This window comes from Facklamia lactis (genome assembly GCF_015863205.1).
Lineage (GTDB): Bacteria > Bacillota > Bacilli > Lactobacillales > Aerococcaceae > Facklamia > Facklamia lactis.
Map to the genome: position 1 here is coordinate 20,608 of NZ_JACBXQ010000007.1, position 24,259 is coordinate 44,866.

Genomic DNA, 24,259 nt, shown 5'->3' on the forward strand with positions numbered 1-24,259 from the left:
CATTCAGTGCGCCCCATTTTGAAGGGCTCCCTAAGATTGATATGTCCCCCTTTCACTGGACAACAGTGAAGGGGGTTTTTGTATACTGATGACTTCTGTAAGGATCAAACACACGGATAGATTAGTCCAAAGTATTAAGTGAGGTTGTTATTTGAAAACCTTCATCACCTCGCCCACAATAAGGACAGAATAGAGCGAAGGGCTACTACTAGAGTGGTTAGAAGTATTCGGATGAGGTATTGAAACACTGGGCCTTTTTTCCTTGCCAATGATCGAAATGGATTGATATTTTGGTTTAAAAACATTTTATTATTTGTTACAATTTATCAGGAAAAGTATATAGATAAAATGATGGGTCAATAATTTTCGTTAAGTCAGTAAAATAGCAAATAAGAACAACTTTTTGATAGAAATTTTAATTTTATTATTCTAATAAGTCCTCCTTTGATAAGAGGGCTAGCGGAGATAGAGAAATTGTGATTTTTGATAGGAGAGAAGGTGTTGAGTCATGAAACAGTATAATTTTGTGCTGGTTTTATTAGTAATGATGGCATTCTTTTGGATATTATTAAATGAAGCGCTTAGTTTTCATGCTTTAGGAATAGGGTTTATGATCGGAGTCCCCACCTTATTTTTAGTTCAGATTTATGTTCTAGAAACAGAAGGTAAAGATTTTGATTTTCGCACTTTACTCAATTGTGCCATTATTATTATCAAGACCATCTTATCCATTATTCCCTCATCCTTAACCGTCATCAAAGCAATTCTATCTGATAAGATGATCATCAGTCGAGTAGCAGTGGAACTCCCTTCAAATGATCATTTTATTAATGCTTTATTATGTAATTTAATTACTTTAACACCTGGAACGATCACCTTAGAGATCAATCAAGACAGGGCAGAAATCATTGTTTTGAATCCAAGAAATGTACCTGAAAAAGATTTAAGCTTGGAAATTCAACAAATGTGGAAGGGGATTAAACGCTAATGATCATACAATGGGTTGGGCTTCTTATTCTATTTGTCATTAGTTACTTGATTTATTATATTGTGATTCATAATAATATGTGGGATCAAATCTTGGCTTCGAACAATATCATGAACTTGATTGTGATATTAATTCTTATTTATGCCATTAAAGAAGAAAATAGTAGTTATTTTGATGTGTCGATTATTTTTTCTTTTTTAAGTTTTATTGGTAGTTTCTTTATTCTGATTTACTTATACCGGAAGGGGGACCTATGATTTCTTCAATTTTTTTACTCTTAGGGATTCTTTTTGTTTTATTGGGAACACTAGGGCTCCATCGTTCGAAAACATTTCATGCTCGTGTGATGTCATCGACTTTAATTGATACAACGGGGGCAATCTTATTAATTATTGGCCTTATGCTACACATCGGTTTTAATCCAACTTCTCTAAAGTTGGGGATTATCCTTATTGTGATCACATTAATTAATCCAATGCTGACGCATTTTTTGTTACTTTCTTCTTGGAAAACAGGTCAAAAAGAAGATACCGGAGGAAAATCGAATGGAAAGGTTTAGTCTATATTTTTTATTGTGTCTATTATTTACCTTGGCTGTTTTGTGCATTTACGGGAATAGTATTCGTCGGTCCATTATTTTGAATGGTGGGATTTCGGTTCTGAGTGGTCTGTTATTTTTAATTCTTGCGGCCCCAGATGTGGCATTAGCTGAGGCCGTTATAGGTTCTACCTTGTCAACGATTATTTATTTAGTCGCCTTGAAACACCATCAGATTGTCTATGTTATCTATAATGTAGAAACGATTAAAGAAGAAGAACTGCAGATGCTTTTTAACGATATTTATAGTCCAGATCATATTGATGTTCATTTCATTAATAATCATTTAAGCCTTAAAGAAAATTTGAGTCGCTACCGTTTTGCAGATTATTATATTGTGGAAGAAGACAAGCTCTATATTTATGCTCTGGAACAAGACGGCCATCGTCAACAAATTTATCAGGCATTACATTCTGAGTTCAGGGATGTTGAGTTTTGTGTTCGGAAAGATAAGGGGGAGGAACGCCATGATTAAACCTATTTACTATCGTTTACTTTTAATCGGTTTGAGTGGATTTCTCGTTCTGTATTTGTTGATCCAACAAGGTCATTCTGAAGACTTGGTCTTTCAGGGGTATATTCAAGAGGGAATCAACAAGATTGAAGTTAATAATTTGGTGAGTGCTATTTACCTTGATTATCGTTTGTTTGACACCTTATTTGAAGCTCTTCTTTTACTCGTTTCGATCCAGGGAGTCTTTCTTTTAACAAATGTTGCCCATCATGAAGATCAACAGGCATTGTATCAATTTGAATTTCATCAAGAACCTGTCTTTACACTCATTCGACAAATTTTAAGTATGATCTATCCCTTCTTTGTGATCTTAGGTATCTATATCATTGTGAATGGCGCTGATTCGCCTGGGGGTGGCTTTCAAGGGGGAGCGATTCTAGCCGCCTTATTTATGAGTCGATACATTGTTTCTGAGCAGTACTTATTTAATCCATATATCCCATATCGAATAGAAAAATGGCTATTTTTGGTTTTAATTCTCTTAATTGGATTTGTGATTGGGGGCTTTGTGCCTGCTTCCTATAGTCGAGGGTCTATTCTCCTGATCAATAGTTTTATTGGTTTTGAAGTGGCGGCTGCTTTTACGGCATTGTTTTTAAGATTTGTTGGGAGGGACTAGAAGTGGTTAATAGTATTGAAATATTTGGTATTATCTTTTTCTTTTTGGGTTTATCAGGGCTTTTGACACAGAATAATATTGTGAAGTCCGTTCTTTCTCTTTCAATTCTAGAATTAGGGGTGGTGATTTTTATCCTTTCAATTAATTACCGGCCCGAACAGAAAGCTCCTATGTTATCGAATGATCCTAATTTATTAGCAGATCCTTTACCACAAGCCATGATGATTACGACGATTGTGATTGGAGTGGCAGTGCTGTCGGTGACGATAGCCTTGGTGAACATAGTTCATCGCAAATATAACACTTCTTTATGGCATGTTTTGCAGGAAGAAAAAGATGAGGTGACGGAATGCACTTAATCATCATGGTTCTGCTACCCATTGTCGCTGGGCTGATTATTTCGCTCTTTTCAAATCGTTCGCTCCAAAGAGTCGGTGATGGTGGCCGGTTCATACTGGTGCTTCTATCTTCTTATAATTTGTATAAAGTATTAAATCATGGAACCATTTCGATCCGAATGAAAGATGTAGCCTTATTAGGGATTGGTTTGTTAAGTGATCGGGTCTCTTCTGTCCTTTTATTGATGACCAGTTTGATCTTTTTTGTCATCGGATTGTATATCATACGAGAAATAGAACTCGATAATACATTTCATTTTTTGTTTTTAACCATGCAGGCGATCCTGTATACGGCCTTTCTATCGATTGATATTTTTAATTTATTTGTTTTATTAGAATTGGCAACGTTAATCTGTGGTATTTTAATTATGTATCTCCGCGAGAAACGTTCCGCTTATGATGGCTTGACTTATATCCTTCTAAATACTGTGGCGATTATGTTCTATTTAATCGGAGTAGGCCTTCTCTATAAGATATTTGGCAATCTGGATTTAAGTTTTATCCAGGAGCAGGTGGCTGAAGTTGACAGCGAAGAATTAATATTGGCTGTGGCTTTTATATTAACGGGTTTATTGTTTAAGTCGGCGTGTTTTCCTTTATCCTTCTGGTTGCCAAGGGCTCATGGAACGCCTGGGGCTCATTCAGCAGTCTCAGCGATGCTGTCAGGTGTATTCATTAAGATCTCGCTCTACTTATTGATTCGGTATATTGGATTGTTTGAAGGGGTGCTTCCATTAAGGCCCTTTATTCTATGGATAGCGACGATTACTTCAATCTTAGGAATTGTCTTGGCTATTCTAACCAAAGATGTAAAGCTGATTTTAGCTAATCATACGATTTCACAAATTGGTTTGATTTTAATTGGAATTGTGTCTTCTGGACCACAAGGGTATTATGGTGGGCTTTTACATATCGTCAACCATGCTTTCTTTAAGAGTTTACTATTCTTGACGATTGGCTTAATCGTTGAGAAATATAAAAGTAGAAGAATTTCAGATATTTCAGGGGTTTTCCGCTACTATCCATTGTTAGGAGTGTGCTTATTAGTTGGCATTTTAGGGATTACAGGAGCCCCCTTGTTCAACGGTTTTACTTCCAAGTATTTAATTGCTTACGATTACAAAAATACGTTCTTCCAGTGGGTGATCGAATTAATAAACCTTGGGACGATTCTTTCGTTTGTAAAACTAGGATCGATTCTTTTTGAGACTGGGAAGTCTGTTCGAGTGCAAAGAATTCCAATGAATCAGCAGATTGCGTTAGTCATTTCAGCTGTATTGGTTTTTGGGTCAGGGCTTTTTGCGAAAGATATCGTCCATTGGATGACTGGCGAAACTTTGATCCTGTCGTTTGAAGACTTTTTAGTGAAGGCTCTGACTTGGCTCGGTTACTTGGTGTTAGCGACTCTTATTTATCTCAAGGTCTTACCGAAGCTCACCCTTTATCAGAAAGGTGTGAGGGTTGATGTTTCTTTTCATACGATGGTTGGAATGATTATTGTCACATTTACCGTGATTGTTTGTTATTTTCTTTTGATGACCTCGCTTTAAATTCTGCCCCTAATTATTAATCAGAAACTTGGCTTCCAACCCTTGACCCAGGTAGTTTATTTGGCTCGCCTTTAGTAAAGGTTCTGTTTGTTGGAAGCGACTTGCATTTTTTGTTATACTGGTATTAATTGATAGAAACGAGAGGTTTAAAGACATAATGATTATTTTAAACGATTTAGCTAAGTAAAAACACCTCCCACAATCAAGGGATCAGTGTGTACTTAGGCATTCGTTTAGAATAGGACTTATGTCTTTTTGTGTACATTTTTTACTTGGCTATTCTTTTGACGGTCACCAACGCCTGGCTTGAAAGGAAGAAAGAATATGCAAGAAGTAGAATTAAGAAAGATTGTAAAAGAAATTGAAACCACACTGTTATTTGAAATTGAACACTTAGTCGTGAACCAAGGAGAACGGATCGGTATAGTAGGAGGGAATGGAAAGGGCAAATCAAGCTTGTTGCGCATGATCGTCGGAGAGGATTCAGATTATGAAGGGCGGATCGAGGTTCAGCGATCCTGGTCTTATGTGCCTCAGTTGAAAGAAAGTTCCAAGATGTCGGGAGGCGAGCAGAGTATCGCCGCGATTCAGCAGGCCTTTGAAGCAAACCGACCTTTGTTACTCCTAGATGAACCCACTTCCAATCTGGATCGTGACCATCTAGAGGACTTGATTCAAGCTCTCAAGGATTCCCAACAGACCTTTCTCGTGGTCAGTCACGACCGCTATTTCCTGGATCAATTGGTCGACAAAATATGGGAGATTGATCAGCAACAGGTCACAGAATATGTAGGGAATTATAGTCAGTATCTAGAACATAAGGCTCAAGAGCAACACCGCCAGCAAATTAAATATGAAGCCTACCAGAAGAAAGTGAGCCAACTTGAAGAAGAGGCGAAGAGACGAATGGAGCGGGCCAATCGCTTTAAGAAGCGGAAGAAGAATGTCTCTGTTTCGGATTACAAAGTCATGTCTCGGATGGGAAAGTACGATGCGCAAGAGAAGTCTCTAGCCAAATCCAGCAAGGTCTTGTCTAAGCGGATTGAACAATTAGAAGAGGTTGAGGCTCCGAATCAAGCACCACACTATTTCTTTAAAGAAGTCGGCCATCTCTCGAATAAGAAGCAAACCCTGCTGAATTTAAGGGCAAATGAGGTCAGCGTGGCGGGTCGATTCTTATTTCATCTCGAGTCTTTTAAGCTACTACAGGGGGAGAAGGTTTCGATTAATGGTCCTAATCAAGCTGGAAAAACCAGTTTTTTCCGCCAATTGTTGGCCCAGGAACTCGCGGGCTATTATACGGCTGATTTGAATATCGGTTACTTTGCCCAGAATTTTGATGAATTGGAAGATTCACTCAGTCTCTTAGCCAATGTTCAAGCCACTAGTTTGCAGGAGGACTATCTGATTCGTAATGTCTTGGCAGCGCTGGGCTTTGATATTCACCGCGTGGATCAAAAAGTGGCCACTTTATCCGGTGGAGAGCGGGTGCGATTACAGTTCGCCAAGGTACTCCTTGGGAATCACAACCTGCTCCTCCTCGACGAACCCACCAACTATCTCGACATTACTACCTTGGAAGCGGTAGAAGGTTTTCTGAAGGATTACCCAGGTGCCTTTATCCTGGTTTCGCATGATCGAGAATTTGTGGAAGCGACGGCAGAGCAGCATTACTTTATCGAAGAGCAAAAACTGATTACACCGGTTTACCAAGCCAACTATGAAGATTCATCTGACAAGCAGCTTCAATTATTGACCTTTCGTTTGGAACAATTAGTGGCTGATCCGGAAGCCTCACTTGAGGAGATTAGAGCCTTGAAGCAAGAAATAGAGGCCTTAGGCGGCAGGTAAATCCTATAAAATAAGCAGCAGCTATCAGAAGGCGCTGCTTATTTTTTATTAGTATTTTGTGACCCATAGTGCAGAGTGGATCAAGTGCTTGTGAAGTGACGAGGCGATGATTAAGCGCTATACTACACTTAAATAAGATGAGAAGTCATTGGTGGATGGAGAGAATGTTAAAAAGCCTTTCGAATGAGTGAATGAAATATTAATTTTAGCTAGAATAAGTTCTGAGGTGTGACATGTCAACTTTAGATTTAGAGAGAATCGCTCTAATCGAAGAAAAGGAGAGATAAAAATGTTTAAAGCAATACCTTATTTATGTACGGATCGAGCCAATGAAATGTTGGATTTTTACCAAGAACACTTTGGAGCGGTGATTAAGAGCAAAACCATGGGAAATGATGAGATGTTCAAAGATTCTGCTGAAGAATTTCAAATGCCGGAAGAAGTTGTGAAGGACTTTGTCATGAATGCGGAATTTGAGGTGATGGGACAAACCTTTATGGTGTCCGATTCATGGGGCAAAAAGCCAGTGAATAACGAGGGAGCCAGTATTTGCTTCACTTTTGATGGTAAGAACGAAGCAGAAGTTGAGCAAGCTAAAGCCTTCTACCAAAAGGCCCTCGACACCGATTGCGAAATCACCATGCCTCTAGGGGAGACCGAATGGACCAACCTCTACGCTATGTTCAACGCCCCCTTCGGCATTACTTGGATGATCTCAGCTTATTAAGCTTGTAAGAAAGTGGTAGTCAAAAGATTTCTGATGAACACCTTCCAGGATGATGTGACCCCCAAAATAGGTATTTTGTTATTTCTTTTATTTATACTAATGTCTCTTATAACGTAAAAAGAAAATGTAGACGAACACAGATTAAATTTTTAGAAAAATTAGATATAAAAAGAAAATAAAAGGTTTAGTAAGACTTTCTGGTATGAAGTATTTGAAAACTTAAAGAAAGAGTTTTTTTGAAGTCAGAAATATTATTAAAGTTCCATTTTCGAATGATACAGATAAAGGAGGGAAAGGCTATGCCGTTAGGTGTTCAACGTGGAGAGGTTGTTTTAAGTGAATATCAAGAAAGCTGGGTTGAAGACTTTAATAAAGTCAAGAATGAAATTTTAAAAGTATTAGAAATTAAGCCTGAATATATTCAGCATGTTGGGAGCACCTCAATCAATGGATTGTGTGCAAAACCGATTATTGATATCCTCATAGGTGTGGATGATTATAAAAAGATGCCTGAATCTTTTTTTGAATCTTTGAAATCAATTGGTATTTATAGATTAAGAGTTGAAAAAGAGGATGAAATCGTATTAGCCAAGTTTGAAGATGAGTCTTTTCAAAAGCATACACATTTTGTTCATTTAGTAAACTTAGGTGGGCAAAAATGTTCTGATCTTATAGCATTTCGAGATTTTCTACGATCACATAAAGAGAGTCGAGCTGAATATATGGATTTGAAAATGAAGCTATCAGAAGAATTCTCAAAAGATAGGCCAAAATACACCGAAGCGAAAGCAGCCTTTATTCAGTCAATTATTAACCACGAAAATAGGAATAAGGAGAAACGTTGATAATATTCGCATTTGATAGAATCAAATATTAGGAGGTTTTATTACGATTTACGCCTCTAATATTTGGGGTAGGAGTGATGAACTTAATCATTATGCATCAGTATGTTGGTGGGAAATTTAGGCGTTAAATATACCACCAATCAGACTTAATTTTTAACCAAAATACATGCTATAATGAATAGACGACAGGAGGAAATCCATATGAAGAAACGATCAATTCAAGCACTTGGAATGGGATATGGATTTAGCATTGCTATTTTCTTTTAGAATGATTGAAAAGGGATCAGTCTGTACTTTTTTAATTCATTAAAGGAAAGGTGATGAGATGGATAACATTACTGTCCAAAAGCTCTCGCAACTTCATGCGGAGGAAATTGCGAATGATTGGAAGTATAATGGGATATATCGATTCTATGATTCAACTGAAGATATTGAGGATTATAAGGAATTAATTTCATCTGATGAACGAGGAGATCAATATTTTGAAGTGTTAGAGAATGGCAAGTTAGTTGGTTATTTTGTAATTGATGAGTTAGAATTTGGAGTGTTCAATTATGGCCTGGGTATGAAGCCTGATTTGACGGGGCAAGGTAGAGGTAATTGGTTCATTAATACAACGCTAGATTATATTATTGAAAATTATCACGTTAATAAAATTACTTTGTCGGTGGCTATTTTTAACGAGCGAGCCATTAAATGTTATGAAAAAGTCGGTTTCATTAAAGACGACGAATTTGATATGAAAACCAATGGTTCAACTTTTCGTTTTATAAATATGTATAAGGATATTAAATCAATTTAATCAATAAAACATTAAGGAGTAAAATGGATAATTATTTAATAAATAAAGCTTTATTGTTTACTGCGGATCATTTCAATAATTCTAATCATAATTTTGGGAAGCCGGTTTACTTTCATTGTTTAAATGTAGCTTATAAAGCAATAGAGCTTGGTTATAATGAAACTATTATCCTAGGTTCAATTATGCACGATCTATTAGAAGATACCGCCTGCACACCAAAAGAAATTTCTGATAATTTTGGTGAATATATGGGAGAACTTGTAAGGGCATTATCTTTTAATTTTGCAACCAAAGATAAACTACAAAGAAATATCGACATGATTGATAATTGTCAGGATTTTGGTAAAGAGGCACTGATTATTAAATGTCTTGATGTAGCTGATACGGCACCCTTTTTTTCACTTTCCAGTGAAGAAAATAAAAGATATCTAAGAAAAAAGTATAAGTATTTAATAGATGTTTGTGAGAAAAACATTCAAGATGAACCGGTATTTGGGTTTTTAATGACACAAATAAATGAACAAGAAATATTGTAGGACATCATTTTCTATTGAATTCGTAAGAATGTTTTGATAAAAACCGACCTCAACTGTTAGATTTTCGGACTAACGTTTGGGGTCGGTCTATTTAAAAAAGGATTTTGTAGCGAATTGACTCCTTGTATATTTGAATTCATTTATTTTTAAGAGGGTTTCAATTGCTTTAGGAAGTTTTTTTATAAAGAAATTTTCCTGTTTATTTCATTTATCCGAACATTAAACAAGTTTTCATATATAATTTACGGATTTTCAGACTAATTTATCAGATGTTTTGTATAATAGGTTCAGATTAGATAAGGAGATGGCCCTATGACCGAAATAGATAAAGAAACATTAAACCATACCATGCTTTATACAAACGATGATGTCCCACCGATTGGCACCTCGCTTGTTCTCGCTTTTCAACATATCTTAGCAGCTTTTGCTGGGATTATTGCAGTTCCTCTTGTCGTAAGTTCTGCGCTAGGTTTAAGCGTTGAAGAGACTTCCTTTATGGTGTCTGCCACTATCTTTGCTTCTGGGATTACGACTGTTATCCAATCACGTGGTTTAGGCCCAATTGGTTCTCGTGTCTCTGGCATGATGGGGACCGACTTTACCTTTGTGAATCCATCGATCGCAGTGGGATCAAAATTTGGCGTGGCCGGCATTGTGGGTGCGACCATTTTTGGATCATTTACTGAAATTATTCTTTCTCGTTTTATCAAACCTTTGATGAAGTTTTTCCCACCCCTTATCACGGGGATTGTGGTTTCATTAATTGGAATCACTCTTCTTCCAGTATCCATCGATTGGACAGCGGGTGGCTATGGAGCGCCGGACTATGGGTCAATGCAGAATTTGACTGTCGCCTTTGTGATTATGGTCTTCACCTTACTCCTTAATCATTATGGCAAAGGGATGTTGAGTACCGCTTCTGTCTTTATCGGGATGGTCTTTGGTTATTTGATCTGTATCCCTTTAGGTATGGTGGACCTGCAATCAGTGGCTGATGCTGACTGGATTGCATTACCAAGTTTCTTCCGCTATGGGGTGACTTTTGATCTAGCCTCTACCTTATCTTTTGTTCCTGCTTACCTTGTATCAACAATTGGGACGATGGGAATTATGATGGCGATTGGTGAAGCCTCTAATCTTAAACTCTCCAGTGAACGAGCAGCTGCTGGTGTCTTATGTGACGGAATCGGGTCCATGATTTCTGGAATCTTTGGAGCGGGTCCTAATACAGCTTTCTCACAGAATGTTGGCTTGATTACGCTGACCAAGGTGGCAAGCCGTCATGTGATGGTGATTGCTGGAATTATTCTAGCTTTATTAGGGGTTTTTCCTAAATTGTCTGCTTTAATTTCAGTCATGCCTCAACCAGTCTTAGGCGGGGTAGGTGTGATTATGTTTGGCCTGGTGGCTGCTCAAGGTATTAAGTCGCTTTCTACGATTCACTTGGGTGACCGGGAACTCTTAATTATTTCTGTGGCTTTTGCTCTAGGAATCGGTGTCACAGTCAAACCCGAAATCTTAGCAGGTTTACCTGCAGCCATCCAAATGATTCTTTCTTCGGGAATTTCTACGGGAACACTGGCAGCTTTAATTTTGAATATTGTTTTAGTCGATAAGAGAGGAGACCAATAAGCAGTGAAATTATTAGAAGAACGTATTCTCCAAGACGGACGGATTCTACCAGGTAATATCTTAAAGGTAGATTCTTTCTTGAACCATCAGATAGATCCTGACTTGTTTATGGCGATGGGGCAAGATTTTTATGATCATTTCAAAGACAAGGAAATCACGAAAATCTTGACCTTAGAAGTTTCTGGCATTGGGATTGCCTTTGCGGCAGCGACATATTTTAAGGTGCCTGTGCTTTTCGCCAAAAAGTCCTTATCCTTAACCCTAACAGAAGATGTCTATGCCTCAAAAGTTACGTCCTATACAAAAAAGAAGACCTTTGATATTCGCGTTCAGAAGAATTTTTTATCGGATCAAGATAAGGTCCTGATCATTGATGATTTCTTAGCCATGGGAGAAGCTTTAGGGGGCTTAATTGATCTCTGCCAACAAGCTAACGCCCAAGTTCAAGGAATTGGAATTGCCATTGAGAAGAGCTTCCAGCCTGGTGGCAACAAATACCGTGAACTCGGTTATGATGTCTATAGTCAAGCCATGATTGAAAAACTTGAAGATGGAAAAGTCACGTTTGTTAAACAATAGTGGAAGGAGCCAGCCAATCCAGCTGGCTTTTTTATTATGAGAAATTTCATACTATGATCTTGGGAGAGGGAATCTTTCATTGAGATTTTTACGGATATTCTAGCAAATGTTTTAACTTGAGTTGATAAATTTGTCTAAAACACTCATAAGTTTTACCATGAAGTGAAACTGTGGTTGATTATGACGGAAGTTTCACCTTGAAGTGAAACAATTTCTGATTATAATAAAAGTTTTAAAATATATTATTATTGTTTAGAATGACTATCATATATTCATTAAAAATCAACAATTTATTGATATGATATTAAGTATAAAAATATATTTGATGGAGGCGTCAAAATGAAATTAGTAAAAAAAACTATATTAACCTTTTGCAGTATAGTGGTTTTTAGTAATGTTCTTTCAATAAATACGATTTGGAAGAGTGATCTTAGGGTTAGAAATACTGTCTTAGCCCAAAGTGAACCTGTTTCTTGGACGGTACCTGAAGTGTTGATTGGTGTTTGGCAGTCTGAGGATGGAGAGTCACAATTTGCCTTGACTCATAATGGATATTTCTCAACTAATAATGAAGGCTATCAAGTGGTTGAAACGCAAACTATTGATAACGGTGATTATCAATTGAGCTTTGACAGCCTAGATTATCAAACGAATTCTAATTCGATGCAAATTAAGCATCAGACGACAGAAGATACGATAATGATTGATGATGTTATTTTTGTGAGACATGTCGACTCTAATATCATTAATTTTGTAAAAGATAAAGTAGCGGGTTTAGAACCAATCAACTTGGAGCAGTTATTGCGTGTCTCTGATCATCATTTAATGGCATATCATTTACAGTCAATTTACAAAACTGATGAAGCAATGGACTTAGCTCAACAAATGCGAGGGATTTACAACAATATAGCGGATGGCTTTCCGGAGTTGGAATTATTAGTGGATTCTGATTACGAGGACTATCAAGAGCTAGCTCAACTTATTATGGATCAATCGGAATGGACCTTTTCTTTATTGAATACCGCACTTCCCAAAGATATTTTAAATTGGTATCGTGACTTATCGAATCAATATGATAATGACAGCCAATTAATAGAAGCATTATTGCCGAAGATTGAAAAAGCTTCGAATGACTATTTTCAACGAAAAGAACAAAGTGAAGTCCCTTACTTAGAAAATTATGAATGGGGCAATGATTCATATCCAGCTGATTCAGAGGACCCTCATCTTCTAGCGGAATCTGAATATGAGCTAAGGGATGGTAAGTTTGATCAAGAAGAGGCTTATACTATTCTAGTCAAAGCATTAGGATTGGAAGTTGATTACAATACTGGAGAGGTAGCCGAAGATGGAGGAGCCTATGTCTTTACCATCGATGGAGAGGAATATCGGGTTTTTGCGGATGGTGAAATAATTACTCCTGGTGGCGCCCCTATAAATCGAAACGATGATTCTCGACAAAGTCGTCAAGCTGAGACAAATGAGGAAGCGGTGATCGTTCCTTTTGAACCAGATATTGCGTTAAGTTATATCAGGGAGCATGAAAAAATGGAAGGAAATTTGTTTGTGGATGATTATGTCATTCATTCAGATGGTTCCATGACTATTGATGTCTCATATAAAGGAAAGAGGCAAGAAGGTGCTAGCAAAGAAGAAGCTCTGTATGCAAGATATAGAATTTATGAAACTGGAGAGTATAGTCAAGTGGAATAAACATAACGAGAATAAATGAGAAAATAAAGTTGTAGATTTGAAATTAAAAAACACGAATTTTTTGATAAAATTTTTTTTAATTCCATTATAAAAGCCTTTAAATTATGATGTAATGTCAAAATGTTTTAGGAGAGATAATGAAAAGGCTTCTTTTGGAGAAGTCAAATATGATTTGCAATCTATATCGAATAATGTTTAAAAGGTTAAATTATGGAATGTATGTTAAATTGCATAGTAAAATGAAACAAAATATTTTCAAACTAGGTCTTAAGAAAGCTCGTAAGAGCAACTAGTTTTCTAAGCGTTAATTGCAAGCTGTTTATTATATTTATAGAATTTTTATCAAAGCAAGCTCAAACAAGCTTGCTTTTTTATTTTGGTTATCTGGTTTACAATTCTCGAAAGAAAGGTTGTTGAAGTCGTCGGAATAAAGGGACCTACGGATACAATATAAGGCGTAACGGAATGGAGCGGTGTTTCAATAAAATCAATGTAATGAATACCTTTGCTTAGAGTTTGAATTTTAAACGTATGAGTAAGTTGTTTTCAATTTGTCTTGATCCCAATAATTTTCAGTCTTATCTTGCATAATAATTACGTTATAAATTCAATATTTATTGTGTATAATCAGAATAGATTACTCATTGGAAATGATAATACTTGGATATTTGAGGTAAGGAGTTTTTAAATGTGGAGAAAAGTTATATTGTTATTGCAATGATAGTTTCGCTCATCATGATTACTTCGGTTAGAATTATATTTGCATATCTATCTAAATCAAAATATTTCTTAGTAGATCATGCTAAATGGGTCGATTTACATGGTAATATCTTGAAAATTACTGATGAATTGCTATCGATTGGAGCCTTATTATTTAGTGCTTCCATTATTTTTCTATTAGGAAGAGTCAGTCACGGTCTCTCATTATCTATATCTATCATAATAGTATGTTTGTTTTATTGCATGTATTGCTGGTTAGGAATTGTATTAAGATTAGGGAATATGGTCTACCCTGTGAATCAAATAAAGATTTTAGATGAGAAATTTATCGATAAAGCTCTATTGCAAATCTATTCAAGACTTCATTTAGCAGATTTATCACTAGGTCTTCTAACAATTTTTGTTTCAAATATGAGTGATAATGTATATGTGCAATGGAGCGGTTATTTTGTCGGTATTTTACAAATGATATTTACCTATTACAGTAAAATAATTAGACATAGAGAACATATTTTTACTACAATAATTTGGTGTATATGGATGATAATATTTCAGTGGAGCTTGATCAAATAGATAAATTTAATCGCTTATATATTAAAATTATGGAACGATAGGGGATCGTATTTTTATGGTCATAAAGAGGGGGGAAATAAATGTTCAAGGAATCATTGATCTATATTATCTTTCCGCTGCTTTTCATGACGCATGAAATAGAAGAAATATTGTTTCTCCCTCCATTCGTTAAATCATTAAAAGCAACTAATCATCATCAACTAATAAGAAAAATCCCATCCATTAATACTTGTCAATTTACTCTAATTGTTTTAGAGCAGTTAATCATGATCCTCATGTTTTCTTTATACTGTTATTGGAAGGATGCTATATCACTTTATATCGTTTTAATCTTTGTGTATATTTTTCATATAGCGATCCATTATGGACAATCTTTTATGATTAGAAAAATTGTTCCGGGATTATATTGCGGAACCTTGAGCACGATAATCCTCCTTTATTTCATATTAAATATGAAGGTGGACTATGGCATTGTATTAAGGGCTGTTCCCATAATATTGGGGATAGGAGTTCTGAATTTAATAGTGATGCACCAGTATGTTGGTGGGAAATTTAGGTGCTAAAAATATTCGATTGGGCAGTCTTATTTTTTTATACTAAATAGATGGTATAATGAATAGACGACAGGAGGAAATCCATATGAAGAAACGATCAATTCAAGCACTTGGAATGGGATATGGATTTAGCATTGCCATTTTCTTTTAGAATGATTAGAAAGGGATCAGTCTGTACTTTTTTAATTCATTAAAGGAAAGGTGATGAGATGTATATTGAAACAGAACGATTGATTATTCGGAAACTTGAATGGGAGGATCTGAATGGGGTCTTTCATATTTATCAAGATCAAGAGACGTGTCAATTTTTGCTGCACGATCCTTGGACAGAAGCGAATAAAGAACAAAATTTCACTGAAATGATCGAAAAAAGTGATTTAGAAATAGACCGTGCCGTCAATTTGGCAGTGGTGAGGAATCAGCATGTGATCGGACTCTTTCATGTTTGGTATACCGAAATGAAGAGAACCGTTGAGGTGGGGTATACTTTCTCGAAAGAGTATAGTGGAAAGGGTTATGCGACCGAAACATTAAAAGCGATGATCGATTTCATTTTTAAGCATCATGATGTCCACCGAATCCAAGCGGTTTGCGATGATCGGAATGTGTCTTCTGAGCAACTGTGCTTAAGAGCTGGCATGCGAAAAGAAGCACATTTTATTAAAGATTTTTGGAATAAAGGCGAGTGGACCAGTAGTTTTGTGTTTGGAATATTGAGAGAAGAATATAAGCGTTAAGATTTACAAGGAGCTCATAAAAGTGAGCTTCTTTTTGTTTTAAAAGTGTTGCTGTAAGTTTCCTGATAAAAATTGTTTTGATAAGAAAATATTTGAAACATTTTTAAGCTTATGCTAAACCAAATTTAGTTAGGAGCCTAACTAAATTGAAAGGAGCGTTTATGAAAGAGATTTATTTGAATGATAGTCCGGACTATCAAAAGTTAAAAAGCTTACAAGAATCCTATGATCATTTGGACATTGAGTCAGTGTTATTATTCTTCGAAATTCAAAAAGGCTATAAAAAGATGAAACAACAACATGATTCTTTAATGTTTGAGCATGATTTAACGGAAGCAAAATTTAGTGTCATGATGTTACTTTCATATGAAGGAGATCGAACTTTATCACCGTCAGAATTGGCCCAAAAGATTGGAAGCAAAAAATCGACCATTACCGGCATTATAAAAGGGATGGAAGAGCTGAACTATATTCGACGCGTTCATAAAAGTGAAGATAAGCGAACAAACTATGTTCAATTAACGGAACAAGGGCTAAACAAGTTAAAGGAGTTTTTACCTTTTAACTATCATTTAGTCAATCAATATTTTGAAGTGTTTAGTCAAGAAGAATTAAAGACCTATTTCAAATTAGCCAATAAATTGAGAATGCATTTAGTAGGGAAGGATATGAATGAATAAAGAAGAATTTTTAGAAATGTATTTAGGCTTGTATATTAACCATCATTTGGTATTAGAGGATATGAAGGCTGGAAGCCACAAATATACGGTTATCGATGTACGAAATGCCCCTAAGGAAATGAAAGGAGATAAAATTAAAGACGCTCTTGAAATCCCTGCAAAAGAATTATCCGAAAGACTTCAAGAACTCTCGAAAGACAAAATTTATGTCGTATACGATTGGACAGGTGGGACCATATTAGCCAAACAGGCGCTGCTCATTTTATTTAAAAATGGCTACGAAGCGTATGAACTGGCGGGAGCTTTAGAGGGATGGAGAGGCATGAGACTTCCTTTAGAGAAGGTGTAGATATATGAAGGAATTAAAGCTTTTTACAAGCATATGGTAAATGAAGGTTTTCTTACTTCTGAAGATTTTGAGAGAATTGGTTTTATGGATAGCTGTAATGATATCGAAGAATTTGTTTCAAATTGGATGAAATAAAAATTAGAGATTATTCAAAATAAAAGATAATATATTATCATAATCACTGGGGAACGTACTAGGAATATCTGTAGCTAACTATGTTTAAAAAAATCAGTATTTTTTATCAAATGGCTATTCTTCAAAAAGCACTTCAAATGGAGTGCTTTTTTTGTGGTTATCTAGTGGATAATACATGGGGCAGTTAAAGCTTGCTTCTTACTGTTCTAGTACAAGAGTGAATGAATCGACTGTTGATTATTAATAATTCACTGTCTGACAATTTTAATAATTTTATCCAGTATGTTCACTTTATGAAATGTTCTAAATATAATAGATAATAAATTAACTATTTGGTAATATATATCAAGAATAAATGAATTTTAGATTGGAGTGTTTTTATGAGAGGTTTAAAACGAGGGGTATTAATAGCATTATGGATATTTACATTATTAAGTTCTTTAAGTTTATTTAAAACTCATGATTTTGTTAGTAGTATATTTACAGTGCTGCTCATTTTTTATGTGGGTTATCATTATTTATTAAAAGATAAGAAGAAAGTTAATCAAAAATCGTTTATCGGTAAATTGAAACCTTTAATAAGAACAAAAAAAGAAAAGAATATTATCAAAACTGAAATTGAAATTAATGAAAGCCAATCTGATAATTCTAAAAATGGAGTCATTACAAAATTTAGAGAACAAAAAATTGACTCAGATATAAAAATAAAAAAACAGATCCTAAAAGAGCTCAAGCAAAAAATTAAGGAAGCTAATGATGAGCTTGAATTTATTGAATATGGCTTATATCAAAGAAAGTATAAATTTTCTGACTCAACAACTTATAAGCTTGCCTTAGAGAATATTAGATTAAAGGAAAAGGTTTTAATTAAAAATGATCAAGCAGGTATTATTTTAAATCCGATGATGTTAAATAATAGTGCTTCAAAAGGTAAGACAATGCAAAAACAACTAATCAAAGCGATGATCCGTGGATTTAATGGTGAAGCTGATGCATTACTTACCAAAATATCGGTTGCAAATTCTGAAAGAAAAGTTGCCTCTTTAGAAAGAATTTTTGAACAGATAAATAAACTCTACAAGAGAAATGAAATTGAAATCAGTAAAAAATATTTAGAATATAAAAAAGAAGAACTTCAATTAGCAGCTGAATATGAACTAATGAAACAAGAAGAGAAAGAAGCTTTAAGAGAACAAAGAAAAAAAGAACGAGAAGATAAAAAATTACAGGAAGAAATTAAGAAAAAACGTCAACAATTAGAAAAAGATAGGACACACTATAAACAAATGATTGATAGTGTTGAAGAAATGATAAAAAAGGCTAGCGAATCTGAAATTAATGCATTAAAAGCTCAATTAGTAGAATATCAAGATAAAATTTCAGAATTAGATGAAATTGAAGAAGATATTGATTATCGAGAAGGCCATGCTAGTGCGGGTTATGTCTATGTCATATCTAATATTGGATCTTTTGGAAAGGATATTTATAAAATTGGAGTCACTCGTCGTTTAGAACCTCTTGAAAGAATAGCCGAACTGAGTAGTGCCTCTGTCCCATTTAGATTTGATGTACATGCCCTTGTATTTAGTGAGAACGCTTTTTAGATGCATTAACGGCTTATGATGGAACCTTAGAAGAGCGGACGATAAATTATCAAACACCGCAGTATATATATGATAATATGAAGCATCGATTTCGCTACTATCAAGATAAGGCGCTTCATTATTTTCACTACGCTATAAATAATACTGAATTTAAATACATGCAATCAAAGCATGTTCTATTCAACATGGCGACAGGTTCTGGGAAGACAGATTTAATGGCAGGATTGATTTTATACTTATTTAGAGAAGAAGGATATCAACGATTTCTTTTTACGGTAAATACAAACTCTGTTCTTCAAAAAACAGTGGATAATTTAACAGATACAAATTCTATTAAAAATTTATTTAAGCATCCCATTGAAATTGAAGGGAATCGAATTCGTATCGAACAAGTAAAACAGTTTCCAACTGTAGCTAAAGAAAATGTAATATATATTAAGCTAGATACTATTCAAGGAATAGCCAGTGATTTATTTACTGAAAAAGAAAATACAATGGGGTTATCGGAATACAAGAAAAATAAAACTGTTATTTTAGCGGATGAGGCTCATCATTATTCAGCTAGAACTAAGTCGGAAAAAGAAGTAGAAAGATCTTGGGAACGTACAATCGAAATGATACTAGATGCTAATGACGATAATCGTTTGCTAGAATTTACGGCAACGATCGATTTAGAAAACAAACAAGTATATGAAAAATACAAAGACAAAATTATCTATCGTTATGCTTTAGATAAATATATACTTGACGGATATTCCAAAAACATTCGACGAATTCAGTCAAGCAATAAAGATATTGATAATATGATGAATGTTATATTGTTAAGTGAATTTAGGCGATTGTATTCGAAAGAAATGTATAATATAGAATTAAAACCAGTAATATTATTCAAATCACCAAAAATTATTGACTCTAACCAAGCCGAAACTAAGTTTTTAGAACTGATAGAAAATCTAACGCCAGATCAAATAGAATCTTTCATTCGATTGAGATTTAATGAAAACTCAGAAGAACAGAGTGAGACTCTTTATAGAACTTATCGATACTATTTAACAAATATTGAGAAATTATCTGACATAGTTAGGGAAATGAAACGTCAATTTTCCAAGAACCGTATTATTAATGCCAATGATACTGATCGTGGGAACATGTTAGAAAAAGGTCATTATGAAGCATTAAATACATTAGAAAATCCTTCAAATTTATACAGAGTCGTTTTTGCAGTTGCAAAATTAACCGAAGGATGGGATGTACTGAACCTTTATGATATTGTACGTATTTCTGATACTGAAAATGCTAAGGGTAATAAAGTGTCAACCATGGCAGAAGCGCAACTTATTGGACGTGGGGCTAGATATAATCCGTTTAAATTGGATGATGAGATTTCGTATAAACGTCGTTTTGAAGAAGATGGTGCGGATAGTTTATTATTGGAAACTCTGCACTATCATACGATTAATGAACCGCAATATCTCAAAAATCTAGTGGAATCCTTGAATGAAATGAACCTGCCAACGGGAGAAGATAAGAAAAATCCATTGATTGAGGTCAAAGTAAAACCATCATTTAAGAAAACGGAAATTTGGAAACAAGGTTCAATTTATTATAATGAACGGGTTCTAGTATCTGATGATCATTATGACAATTTATCAAAATATGGTGTAGATAATCGATCGGATATTATTGTTAATTGGCAATTCAATACAAGAGAATATAATTATGATTCAAATATGGTTCAAGATGATTTTTCCGATACATTCCAGAAAGCAATTCAATTAGATTTAAGACTAGTTTTGAAAGCTATGAATCGCAATTCTTTTTATCATTTCGATCATTTAAGAGAGTATCTCCCATTATTAAAGTCGAGAGAAGAATTCTTGAGTGAATCATGGTTAAATTTAAATAATAGAACCTTATATGCTGTAGTGCCTCGAAGTATCGGAAGACAAGAACTAAGTCCAGAGTCAAAGTTGGAAATATTTGAAATTTATTTACGACAAGTTGAACAACAAATTAAGCAAGGTTATCGAAAAGAAATTGGAACAAACAAATTTATAGGATATCCAATACGAGAATATGTCAGTGATTATAAGAAACGTCAACCGAACTATGATACAGGTCGTATGAATTTATTTGATACAAAAGCTTCTCAACATGTAAGTAGACAAGATTATATTAATGAGGAGTTCTTTGTGTATGATTCAGCCTTTATTAATCAAACCGAACAGCAGTTGGTGGATCGAATCAAAGATCGGGTTGCAGAATTAAGTGAAGAGTACAGTGAAGTATATTTAGTGCGTATGGATGAAAATATGCATCGTGAATCTGTAAAAAGTGATAAATTGAAATTACATCAATTTGATCGAGAGACGACAGATATTCATTTTGAAGCTTTTCAACCTGACTTTATTCTTTTGCTGGCTAACACTGACCATTATTTACAAATATTCATTGAGCCAAAAGGGATTAATCTTTTGGAGCGTGAGCAATGGAAAGAAGATTTATTAATGTACATTAATGATCAAGAAGCGAATCTAGTATTTGATGAAGAAATCGATGGCGTTAGAATCAAAGGATTGAAGTTTTATACAATTAATGATGGCAGAGGAACCATTGAACAATTAGGTGAGATAGCTTTAGGAGAGAAGTTTAGAGGATTGAGTTATCTATAAGAAAGTGTAGTATCAAAATTATGACTTGGAGTTGAAGATGATGGAATCTATATCTGATTTTCTTAAAGTTGAAAAAGAACAATTTACAAAAACTGGTGCGTTTAATGCAATATTGGGGGTAGATAGTAGATTATTTGTTGATCCTGCTCTAATATATTCATGTCAAATACCTGAATTAATGAATGCAAAAAGAAAAGTACATAATCACTTCCACAAAATTTTAGCTTTGGTAAAAGCATCAAAAGGTAAAGGTGATAAATGTTGGAGAGCCGCTGTTAAACACATGACATTCTCTGAAATTAAAGGAATCTCAATTGGATATTCGACAACACGCGCAAATGGAAATGCAATTGGTGAAAAATTAGCTGAAAAAATAATAGACAGTGCTAACGAAATTATTAGTCATGCTCAAAATGATATATATTTCTTCGAACTACTGGGATTATTTGAGAAAAATATTGGGGCGGATAGAATAAGTGATATCGTTATTAGCATTTTAAAACAAGAGTTTGAGGAATATACAAAAAGAATATTTGAAGAATTGGATTTAGATTATGATAATCGATCAATACTTCCTACGGGTGAAAACATTATTCTTATCCCAACAAGTGTTATTTCAAATTTACCACATTATGAGTATACTTTTAATAATGAAATAACGGATGAAAATGTTAGAGCATATTTCAACGCAGAAATTGGTAGTTCTTGGAAAGATGTTTTTAAAAATGATGAAGGTGAATGGACAAAAACTGATGTTTTTGAAACGTTTAAAACCAATCCAGAATTATTCGAATGCTTTATTACAGATTATCTAAAATTTATCCCTCAAGAATATGATTTGAAGGTTGATCCTTTAGGAAAAGTGAACTGGTATGATATAGCTAAGGAATTCGTAGATATACATGGATTAAAATATGAAAATGAAATTGAAACAAACAATATAGATAATTTGTCATTAATGGAAAAATCTCTAATTATATGTAATATATTCAAAGATTTAGTAGAGAATAATAAATTAAGTTCATTATTATATAAGTATGAAAATTATGAGGAACCCAAAGGTGAGAATGCGGTTCAGTTACTTTTTTTTGGAGTTAGTTATTTTATTTGCAAATTATTTGATATTGATTTATCACCAGAAGTTAATACTGGTAGAGGACCAGTAGATTTTAAAATAAGTAAAGGGTCAGATAAGGTTCTAATTGAGGTAAAGAAAACATTACACTCAAAATTAATACATGGATATTTTACCCAATTAGAGGAATACAAAAAGTCTGAAAAGACAGACAAAGCAATTTTTATGGTTATAATTTTTGAGGGTCAGACAAGTCAAAAAAATTTAGACAGGTTTAAAAGTAGGATTGATGATACAAGACCGCAGGACTTGAAATCTGAAATTATTTATATAGATGCTAGAAAAAAAGCTTCGGCTAGTAAGTTTTAATATTTTTTGATTAGGCAATAATAATGGTGTGAACTATGGTATTTTTTAGCTCACATATGGTTATTTTATGTAAAAGTTTACACCATTTTATTAAAACTTATTGAAATTCAATCAAATTGAATTGAATTAAATAGCGTCAAAACCCTTGATATTAAAGCATATTGAAATTTAAAGAAATAAATATTTTTAAACCAGGTCTTAAGAAAGCTCGTAATTCAAGTCAATTTAGTAAACATTCATTGCTAGAGCTATTGCGATTTGTTCGCTCACAGATAAAGTACTAGGACGAGCGTCAGCGAAACATGGTTCCTAATAAATATACGATTATTTCAAAGCAAGCTAATCGAGCTTGCTTTTTTTGTTTGCACAGATGCAAGTCAATTCAGAAAAATGTTGCTGATGACGTAGGAACGAAATGACATATTGATTCATCACGAGGGTGAGTGAAACGAACCGTTGAACCTTTTTATGCAGTTGAAGATTTGCTGATTACAACTCAAAAATTATATAAAGTATATTCAATTCAATCTTAATCTTAATTTCTGTGCTAGAATATTTCTATAACTTTAATGAATTAATAATAAGTACTCAAACTTTTTAGTTATTGAGTATAGCCTAATTAATTTACAGATAATTGAGGGCGGTGAGCTGTGTTGAAGAAGTATACAAATTTGTTAAATGATTATTGTGTCATGAATGAAGATATTAGAGGGTTGTTTTATGGAGGTAGTATCGGTAGAAATGACTCTGATCAATTCTCAGATATGGATGCAAGAATAGTGTTATATTCATCTGAAACTATTCATGATATAAAAAAAGAGATATTAGATTTGTTTAGCCATGTATTGTTTATAGAAGAAAATAATAATTCTTTTATGGTTATTCATCTAGAAGACTTTAAGAAGATAGATATCTTCTTCTATACAGCAGAACAATTAATACCAAGCTTATGGTTGAAAGATATTTTAATTATTAAAGATGATGATAATATTATTAAACAGATAAAAGAAGAATCGAAATTAGTTAAATTTACGATTTCAGAAAAAGAAATAATCTATATTTTAAATAAATATTTAGCATGTTTACTAGAGATTCGAAAAAGATACGAAAGAAATGAATGGTTTTATTTAGAACTAATGATTAATCAAATGGCTAATATACTTTCTTATTTGTGGTATATAGAGAAAGGATCCCAACCTAACGCTTTAGGAGATTGGTCAAAATATCAAGGTTCAAGATCAAAGTTAACGAAACAACAGTTAAATATACTAGATGAAGTAAAATGTAACAATGATTTTAAATTGAAAATAATTATGTTAAATAAAAATTTTGAGGTTGCTTTATCTAATATTATGTCGGTGAGTGGAGAATTGGATGTTAGTAAGCAGTTAGAAATTTTGAAAAAAATCAATGAGTTATTATAAATGTGTAAGTAGTAT

Annotated in this window: 24 protein-coding genes; all 24 read left to right on the forward strand. The window is 34.1% G+C overall.

Going from position 1 to position 24,259, the window contains the following annotated elements; all coding sequences use genetic code 11:
- The first annotated feature begins 508 nt into the window (after nt 1-508).
- The 24 genes from HZY91_RS10410 (at nt 509) to HZY91_RS10525 (ending at nt 24,244) form a co-directional block, all read left to right on the forward strand.
- Nucleotides 509-988, forward strand: coding sequence for a Na+/H+ antiporter subunit E (locus HZY91_RS10410; protein WP_197116207.1), 480 nt, complete (start codon nt 509-511; stop codon nt 986-988).
- Nucleotides 988-1,245, forward strand: coding sequence for an MrpF/PhaF family protein (locus HZY91_RS10415; protein WP_197116208.1), 258 nt, complete (start codon nt 988-990; stop codon nt 1,243-1,245). The genes HZY91_RS10410 and HZY91_RS10415 overlap by 1 nt, the downstream gene beginning before the upstream one ends.
- Nucleotides 1,242-1,547, forward strand: coding sequence for a monovalent cation/H(+) antiporter subunit G (locus HZY91_RS10420; protein ID WP_197116209.1), 306 nt, complete (start codon nt 1,242-1,244; stop codon nt 1,545-1,547). Before HZY91_RS10415 ends, HZY91_RS10420 begins: the two co-directional genes overlap by 4 nt.
- Entirely contained in the window at nt 1,534-2,061 is a 528-nt protein-coding gene (locus HZY91_RS10425; protein ID WP_197116210.1) for a Na(+)/H(+) antiporter subunit B, read from the forward strand. The genes HZY91_RS10420 and HZY91_RS10425 overlap by 14 nt, the downstream gene beginning before the upstream one ends.
- Nucleotides 2,054-2,719: an MnhB domain-containing protein gene (locus tag HZY91_RS10430; protein ID WP_197116211.1), complete on the forward strand. Its 666-nt coding sequence runs from the start codon at nt 2,054-2,056 to the stop codon at nt 2,717-2,719. Before HZY91_RS10425 ends, HZY91_RS10430 begins: the two co-directional genes overlap by 8 nt.
- 2 nt (nt 2,720-2,721) lie before the next feature.
- Nucleotides 2,722-3,078 carry a sodium:proton antiporter gene (locus HZY91_RS10435; RefSeq protein ID WP_197116212.1) on the forward strand — a complete coding sequence of 119 codons (357 nt, stop codon included), beginning with the start codon at nt 2,722-2,724 and terminating at the stop codon, nt 3,076-3,078.
- Nucleotides 3,069-4,667, forward strand: a complete 1,599-nt coding sequence (locus tag HZY91_RS10440) for a complex I subunit 5 family protein (RefSeq protein WP_197116213.1) — start codon at nt 3,069-3,071, stop codon at nt 4,665-4,667. Before HZY91_RS10435 ends, HZY91_RS10440 begins: the two co-directional genes overlap by 10 nt.
- 324 nt (nt 4,668-4,991) lie before the next feature.
- On the forward strand, nt 4,992-6,518 hold the full coding sequence (gene abc-f / locus HZY91_RS10445) for a ribosomal protection-like ABC-F family protein (RefSeq protein ID WP_197116214.1): 1,527 nt from the start codon (nt 4,992-4,994) through the stop codon (nt 6,516-6,518).
- A gap of 289 nt (nt 6,519-6,807) precedes the next feature.
- Nucleotides 6,808-7,245: a VOC family protein gene (locus HZY91_RS10450; RefSeq protein WP_197116215.1), complete on the forward strand. Its 438-nt coding sequence runs from the start codon at nt 6,808-6,810 to the stop codon at nt 7,243-7,245.
- A 299-nt stretch (nt 7,246-7,544) separates the two neighbouring features.
- On the forward strand, nt 7,545-8,090 hold the full coding sequence (locus tag HZY91_RS10455; protein WP_197116216.1) for a GrpB family protein: 546 nt from the start codon (nt 7,545-7,547) through the stop codon (nt 8,088-8,090).
- A gap of 325 nt (nt 8,091-8,415) precedes the next feature.
- Nucleotides 8,416-8,892, forward strand: coding sequence for a GNAT family N-acetyltransferase (locus HZY91_RS10460; RefSeq protein WP_197116217.1), 477 nt, complete (start codon nt 8,416-8,418; stop codon nt 8,890-8,892).
- Nucleotides 8,893-8,915: 23 nt separating this feature from the next.
- Nucleotides 8,916-9,428 (forward strand): HD domain-containing protein, encoded by a 513-nt coding sequence (locus HZY91_RS10465; RefSeq protein WP_197116218.1) that lies wholly within the window; start codon nt 8,916-8,918, stop codon nt 9,426-9,428.
- Between the two features lie 312 nt (nt 9,429-9,740).
- Complete coding sequence (locus tag HZY91_RS10470) at nt 9,741-11,060, forward strand: nucleobase:cation symporter-2 family protein (RefSeq protein ID WP_197116219.1); 1,320 nt, start codon at nt 9,741-9,743, stop codon at nt 11,058-11,060.
- A gap of 3 nt (nt 11,061-11,063) precedes the next feature.
- Nucleotides 11,064-11,639 (forward strand): xanthine phosphoribosyltransferase, encoded by a 576-nt coding sequence (locus HZY91_RS10475; protein ID WP_197116220.1) that lies wholly within the window; start codon nt 11,064-11,066, stop codon nt 11,637-11,639.
- A 339-nt stretch (nt 11,640-11,978) separates the two neighbouring features.
- On the forward strand, nt 11,979-13,352 hold the full coding sequence (locus tag HZY91_RS10480) for a hypothetical protein (protein WP_197116221.1): 1,374 nt from the start codon (nt 11,979-11,981) through the stop codon (nt 13,350-13,352).
- 690 nt (nt 13,353-14,042) lie between these two features.
- Complete coding sequence (locus tag HZY91_RS10485) at nt 14,043-14,645, forward strand: hypothetical protein (RefSeq protein ID WP_197116222.1); 603 nt, start codon at nt 14,043-14,045, stop codon at nt 14,643-14,645.
- A gap of 80 nt (nt 14,646-14,725) precedes the next feature.
- Nucleotides 14,726-15,208, forward strand: coding sequence for an HXXEE domain-containing protein (locus tag HZY91_RS10490; RefSeq protein ID WP_197116223.1), 483 nt, complete (start codon nt 14,726-14,728; stop codon nt 15,206-15,208).
- Nucleotides 15,209-15,408: 200 nt separating this feature from the next.
- Complete coding sequence (locus HZY91_RS10495; RefSeq protein WP_197116224.1) at nt 15,409-15,936, forward strand: GNAT family N-acetyltransferase; 528 nt, start codon at nt 15,409-15,411, stop codon at nt 15,934-15,936.
- A gap of 161 nt (nt 15,937-16,097) precedes the next feature.
- Nucleotides 16,098-16,616, forward strand: coding sequence for a MarR family winged helix-turn-helix transcriptional regulator (locus HZY91_RS10500; protein ID WP_197116225.1), 519 nt, complete (start codon nt 16,098-16,100; stop codon nt 16,614-16,616).
- Nucleotides 16,609-16,965: a rhodanese-like domain-containing protein gene (locus HZY91_RS10505; protein WP_197116226.1), complete on the forward strand. Its 357-nt coding sequence runs from the start codon at nt 16,609-16,611 to the stop codon at nt 16,963-16,965. The genes HZY91_RS10500 and HZY91_RS10505 overlap by 8 nt, the downstream gene beginning before the upstream one ends.
- Nucleotides 16,966-17,480: 515 nt before the next feature.
- The gene (locus HZY91_RS10510) at nt 17,481-18,704 is read left to right on the forward strand and encodes an SNIPE associated domain-containing protein (RefSeq protein WP_197116227.1); all 1,224 of its coding nucleotides are present in this window, start codon (nt 17,481-17,483) and stop codon (nt 18,702-18,704) included.
- Nucleotides 18,705-18,781: 77 nt separating this feature from the next.
- Entirely contained in the window at nt 18,782-21,376 is a 2,595-nt protein-coding gene (locus HZY91_RS10515) for a DEAD/DEAH box helicase family protein (protein WP_235991634.1), read from the forward strand.
- A 37-nt stretch (nt 21,377-21,413) separates the two neighbouring features.
- A complete protein-coding gene (locus HZY91_RS10520) occupies nt 21,414-22,820 on the forward strand; it encodes a DUF8370 family protein (RefSeq protein ID WP_197116228.1) in 1,407 nt (468 codons plus the stop codon).
- Between the two features lie 653 nt (nt 22,821-23,473).
- On the forward strand, nt 23,474-24,244 hold the full coding sequence (locus HZY91_RS10525; RefSeq protein WP_197116229.1) for an aminoglycoside 6-adenylyltransferase: 771 nt from the start codon (nt 23,474-23,476) through the stop codon (nt 24,242-24,244).
- Nucleotides 24,245-24,259: the final 15 nt, after the last annotated feature.

Coding starts and splice junctions, on each gene's coding strand:
- HZY91_RS10440 (WP_197116213.1), top strand. CDS start 3,069: ATGCACTTAATCATCATGGTTCTGCTACCCATTGTCGCTGGGCTGATT.
- HZY91_RS10515 (WP_235991634.1), top strand. CDS start 18,782: ATGAAGCATCGATTTCGCTACTATCAAGATAAGGCGCTTCATTATTTT.
- HZY91_RS10510 (WP_197116227.1), top strand. CDS start 17,481: ATGAGAGGTTTAAAACGAGGGGTATTAATAGCATTATGGATATTTACA.
- HZY91_RS10460 (WP_197116217.1), top strand. CDS start 8,416: ATGGATAACATTACTGTCCAAAAGCTCTCGCAACTTCATGCGGAGGAA.
- HZY91_RS10425 (WP_197116210.1), top strand. CDS start 1,534: ATGGAAAGGTTTAGTCTATATTTTTTATTGTGTCTATTATTTACCTTG.
- HZY91_RS10480 (WP_197116221.1), top strand. CDS start 11,979: ATGAAATTAGTAAAAAAAACTATATTAACCTTTTGCAGTATAGTGGTT.
- HZY91_RS10455 (WP_197116216.1), top strand. CDS start 7,545: ATGCCGTTAGGTGTTCAACGTGGAGAGGTTGTTTTAAGTGAATATCAA.
- HZY91_RS10520 (WP_197116228.1), top strand. CDS start 21,414: ATGATGGAATCTATATCTGATTTTCTTAAAGTTGAAAAAGAACAATTT.
- HZY91_RS10490 (WP_197116223.1), top strand. CDS start 14,726: ATGTTCAAGGAATCATTGATCTATATTATCTTTCCGCTGCTTTTCATG.
- HZY91_RS10465 (WP_197116218.1), top strand. CDS start 8,916: ATGGATAATTATTTAATAAATAAAGCTTTATTGTTTACTGCGGATCAT.
- HZY91_RS10420 (WP_197116209.1), top strand. CDS start 1,242: ATGATTTCTTCAATTTTTTTACTCTTAGGGATTCTTTTTGTTTTATTG.
- HZY91_RS10450 (WP_197116215.1), top strand. CDS start 6,808: ATGTTTAAAGCAATACCTTATTTATGTACGGATCGAGCCAATGAAATG.
- HZY91_RS10430 (WP_197116211.1), top strand. CDS start 2,054: ATGATTAAACCTATTTACTATCGTTTACTTTTAATCGGTTTGAGTGGA.
- HZY91_RS10470 (WP_197116219.1), top strand. CDS start 9,741: ATGACCGAAATAGATAAAGAAACATTAAACCATACCATGCTTTATACA.
- HZY91_RS10410 (WP_197116207.1), top strand. CDS start 509: ATGAAACAGTATAATTTTGTGCTGGTTTTATTAGTAATGATGGCATTC.
- abc-f (WP_197116214.1), top strand. CDS start 4,992: ATGCAAGAAGTAGAATTAAGAAAGATTGTAAAAGAAATTGAAACCACA.
- HZY91_RS10500 (WP_197116225.1), top strand. CDS start 16,098: ATGAAAGAGATTTATTTGAATGATAGTCCGGACTATCAAAAGTTAAAA.
- HZY91_RS10495 (WP_197116224.1), top strand. CDS start 15,409: ATGTATATTGAAACAGAACGATTGATTATTCGGAAACTTGAATGGGAG.
- HZY91_RS10505 (WP_197116226.1), top strand. CDS start 16,609: ATGAATAAAGAAGAATTTTTAGAAATGTATTTAGGCTTGTATATTAAC.
- HZY91_RS10415 (WP_197116208.1), top strand. CDS start 988: ATGATCATACAATGGGTTGGGCTTCTTATTCTATTTGTCATTAGTTAC.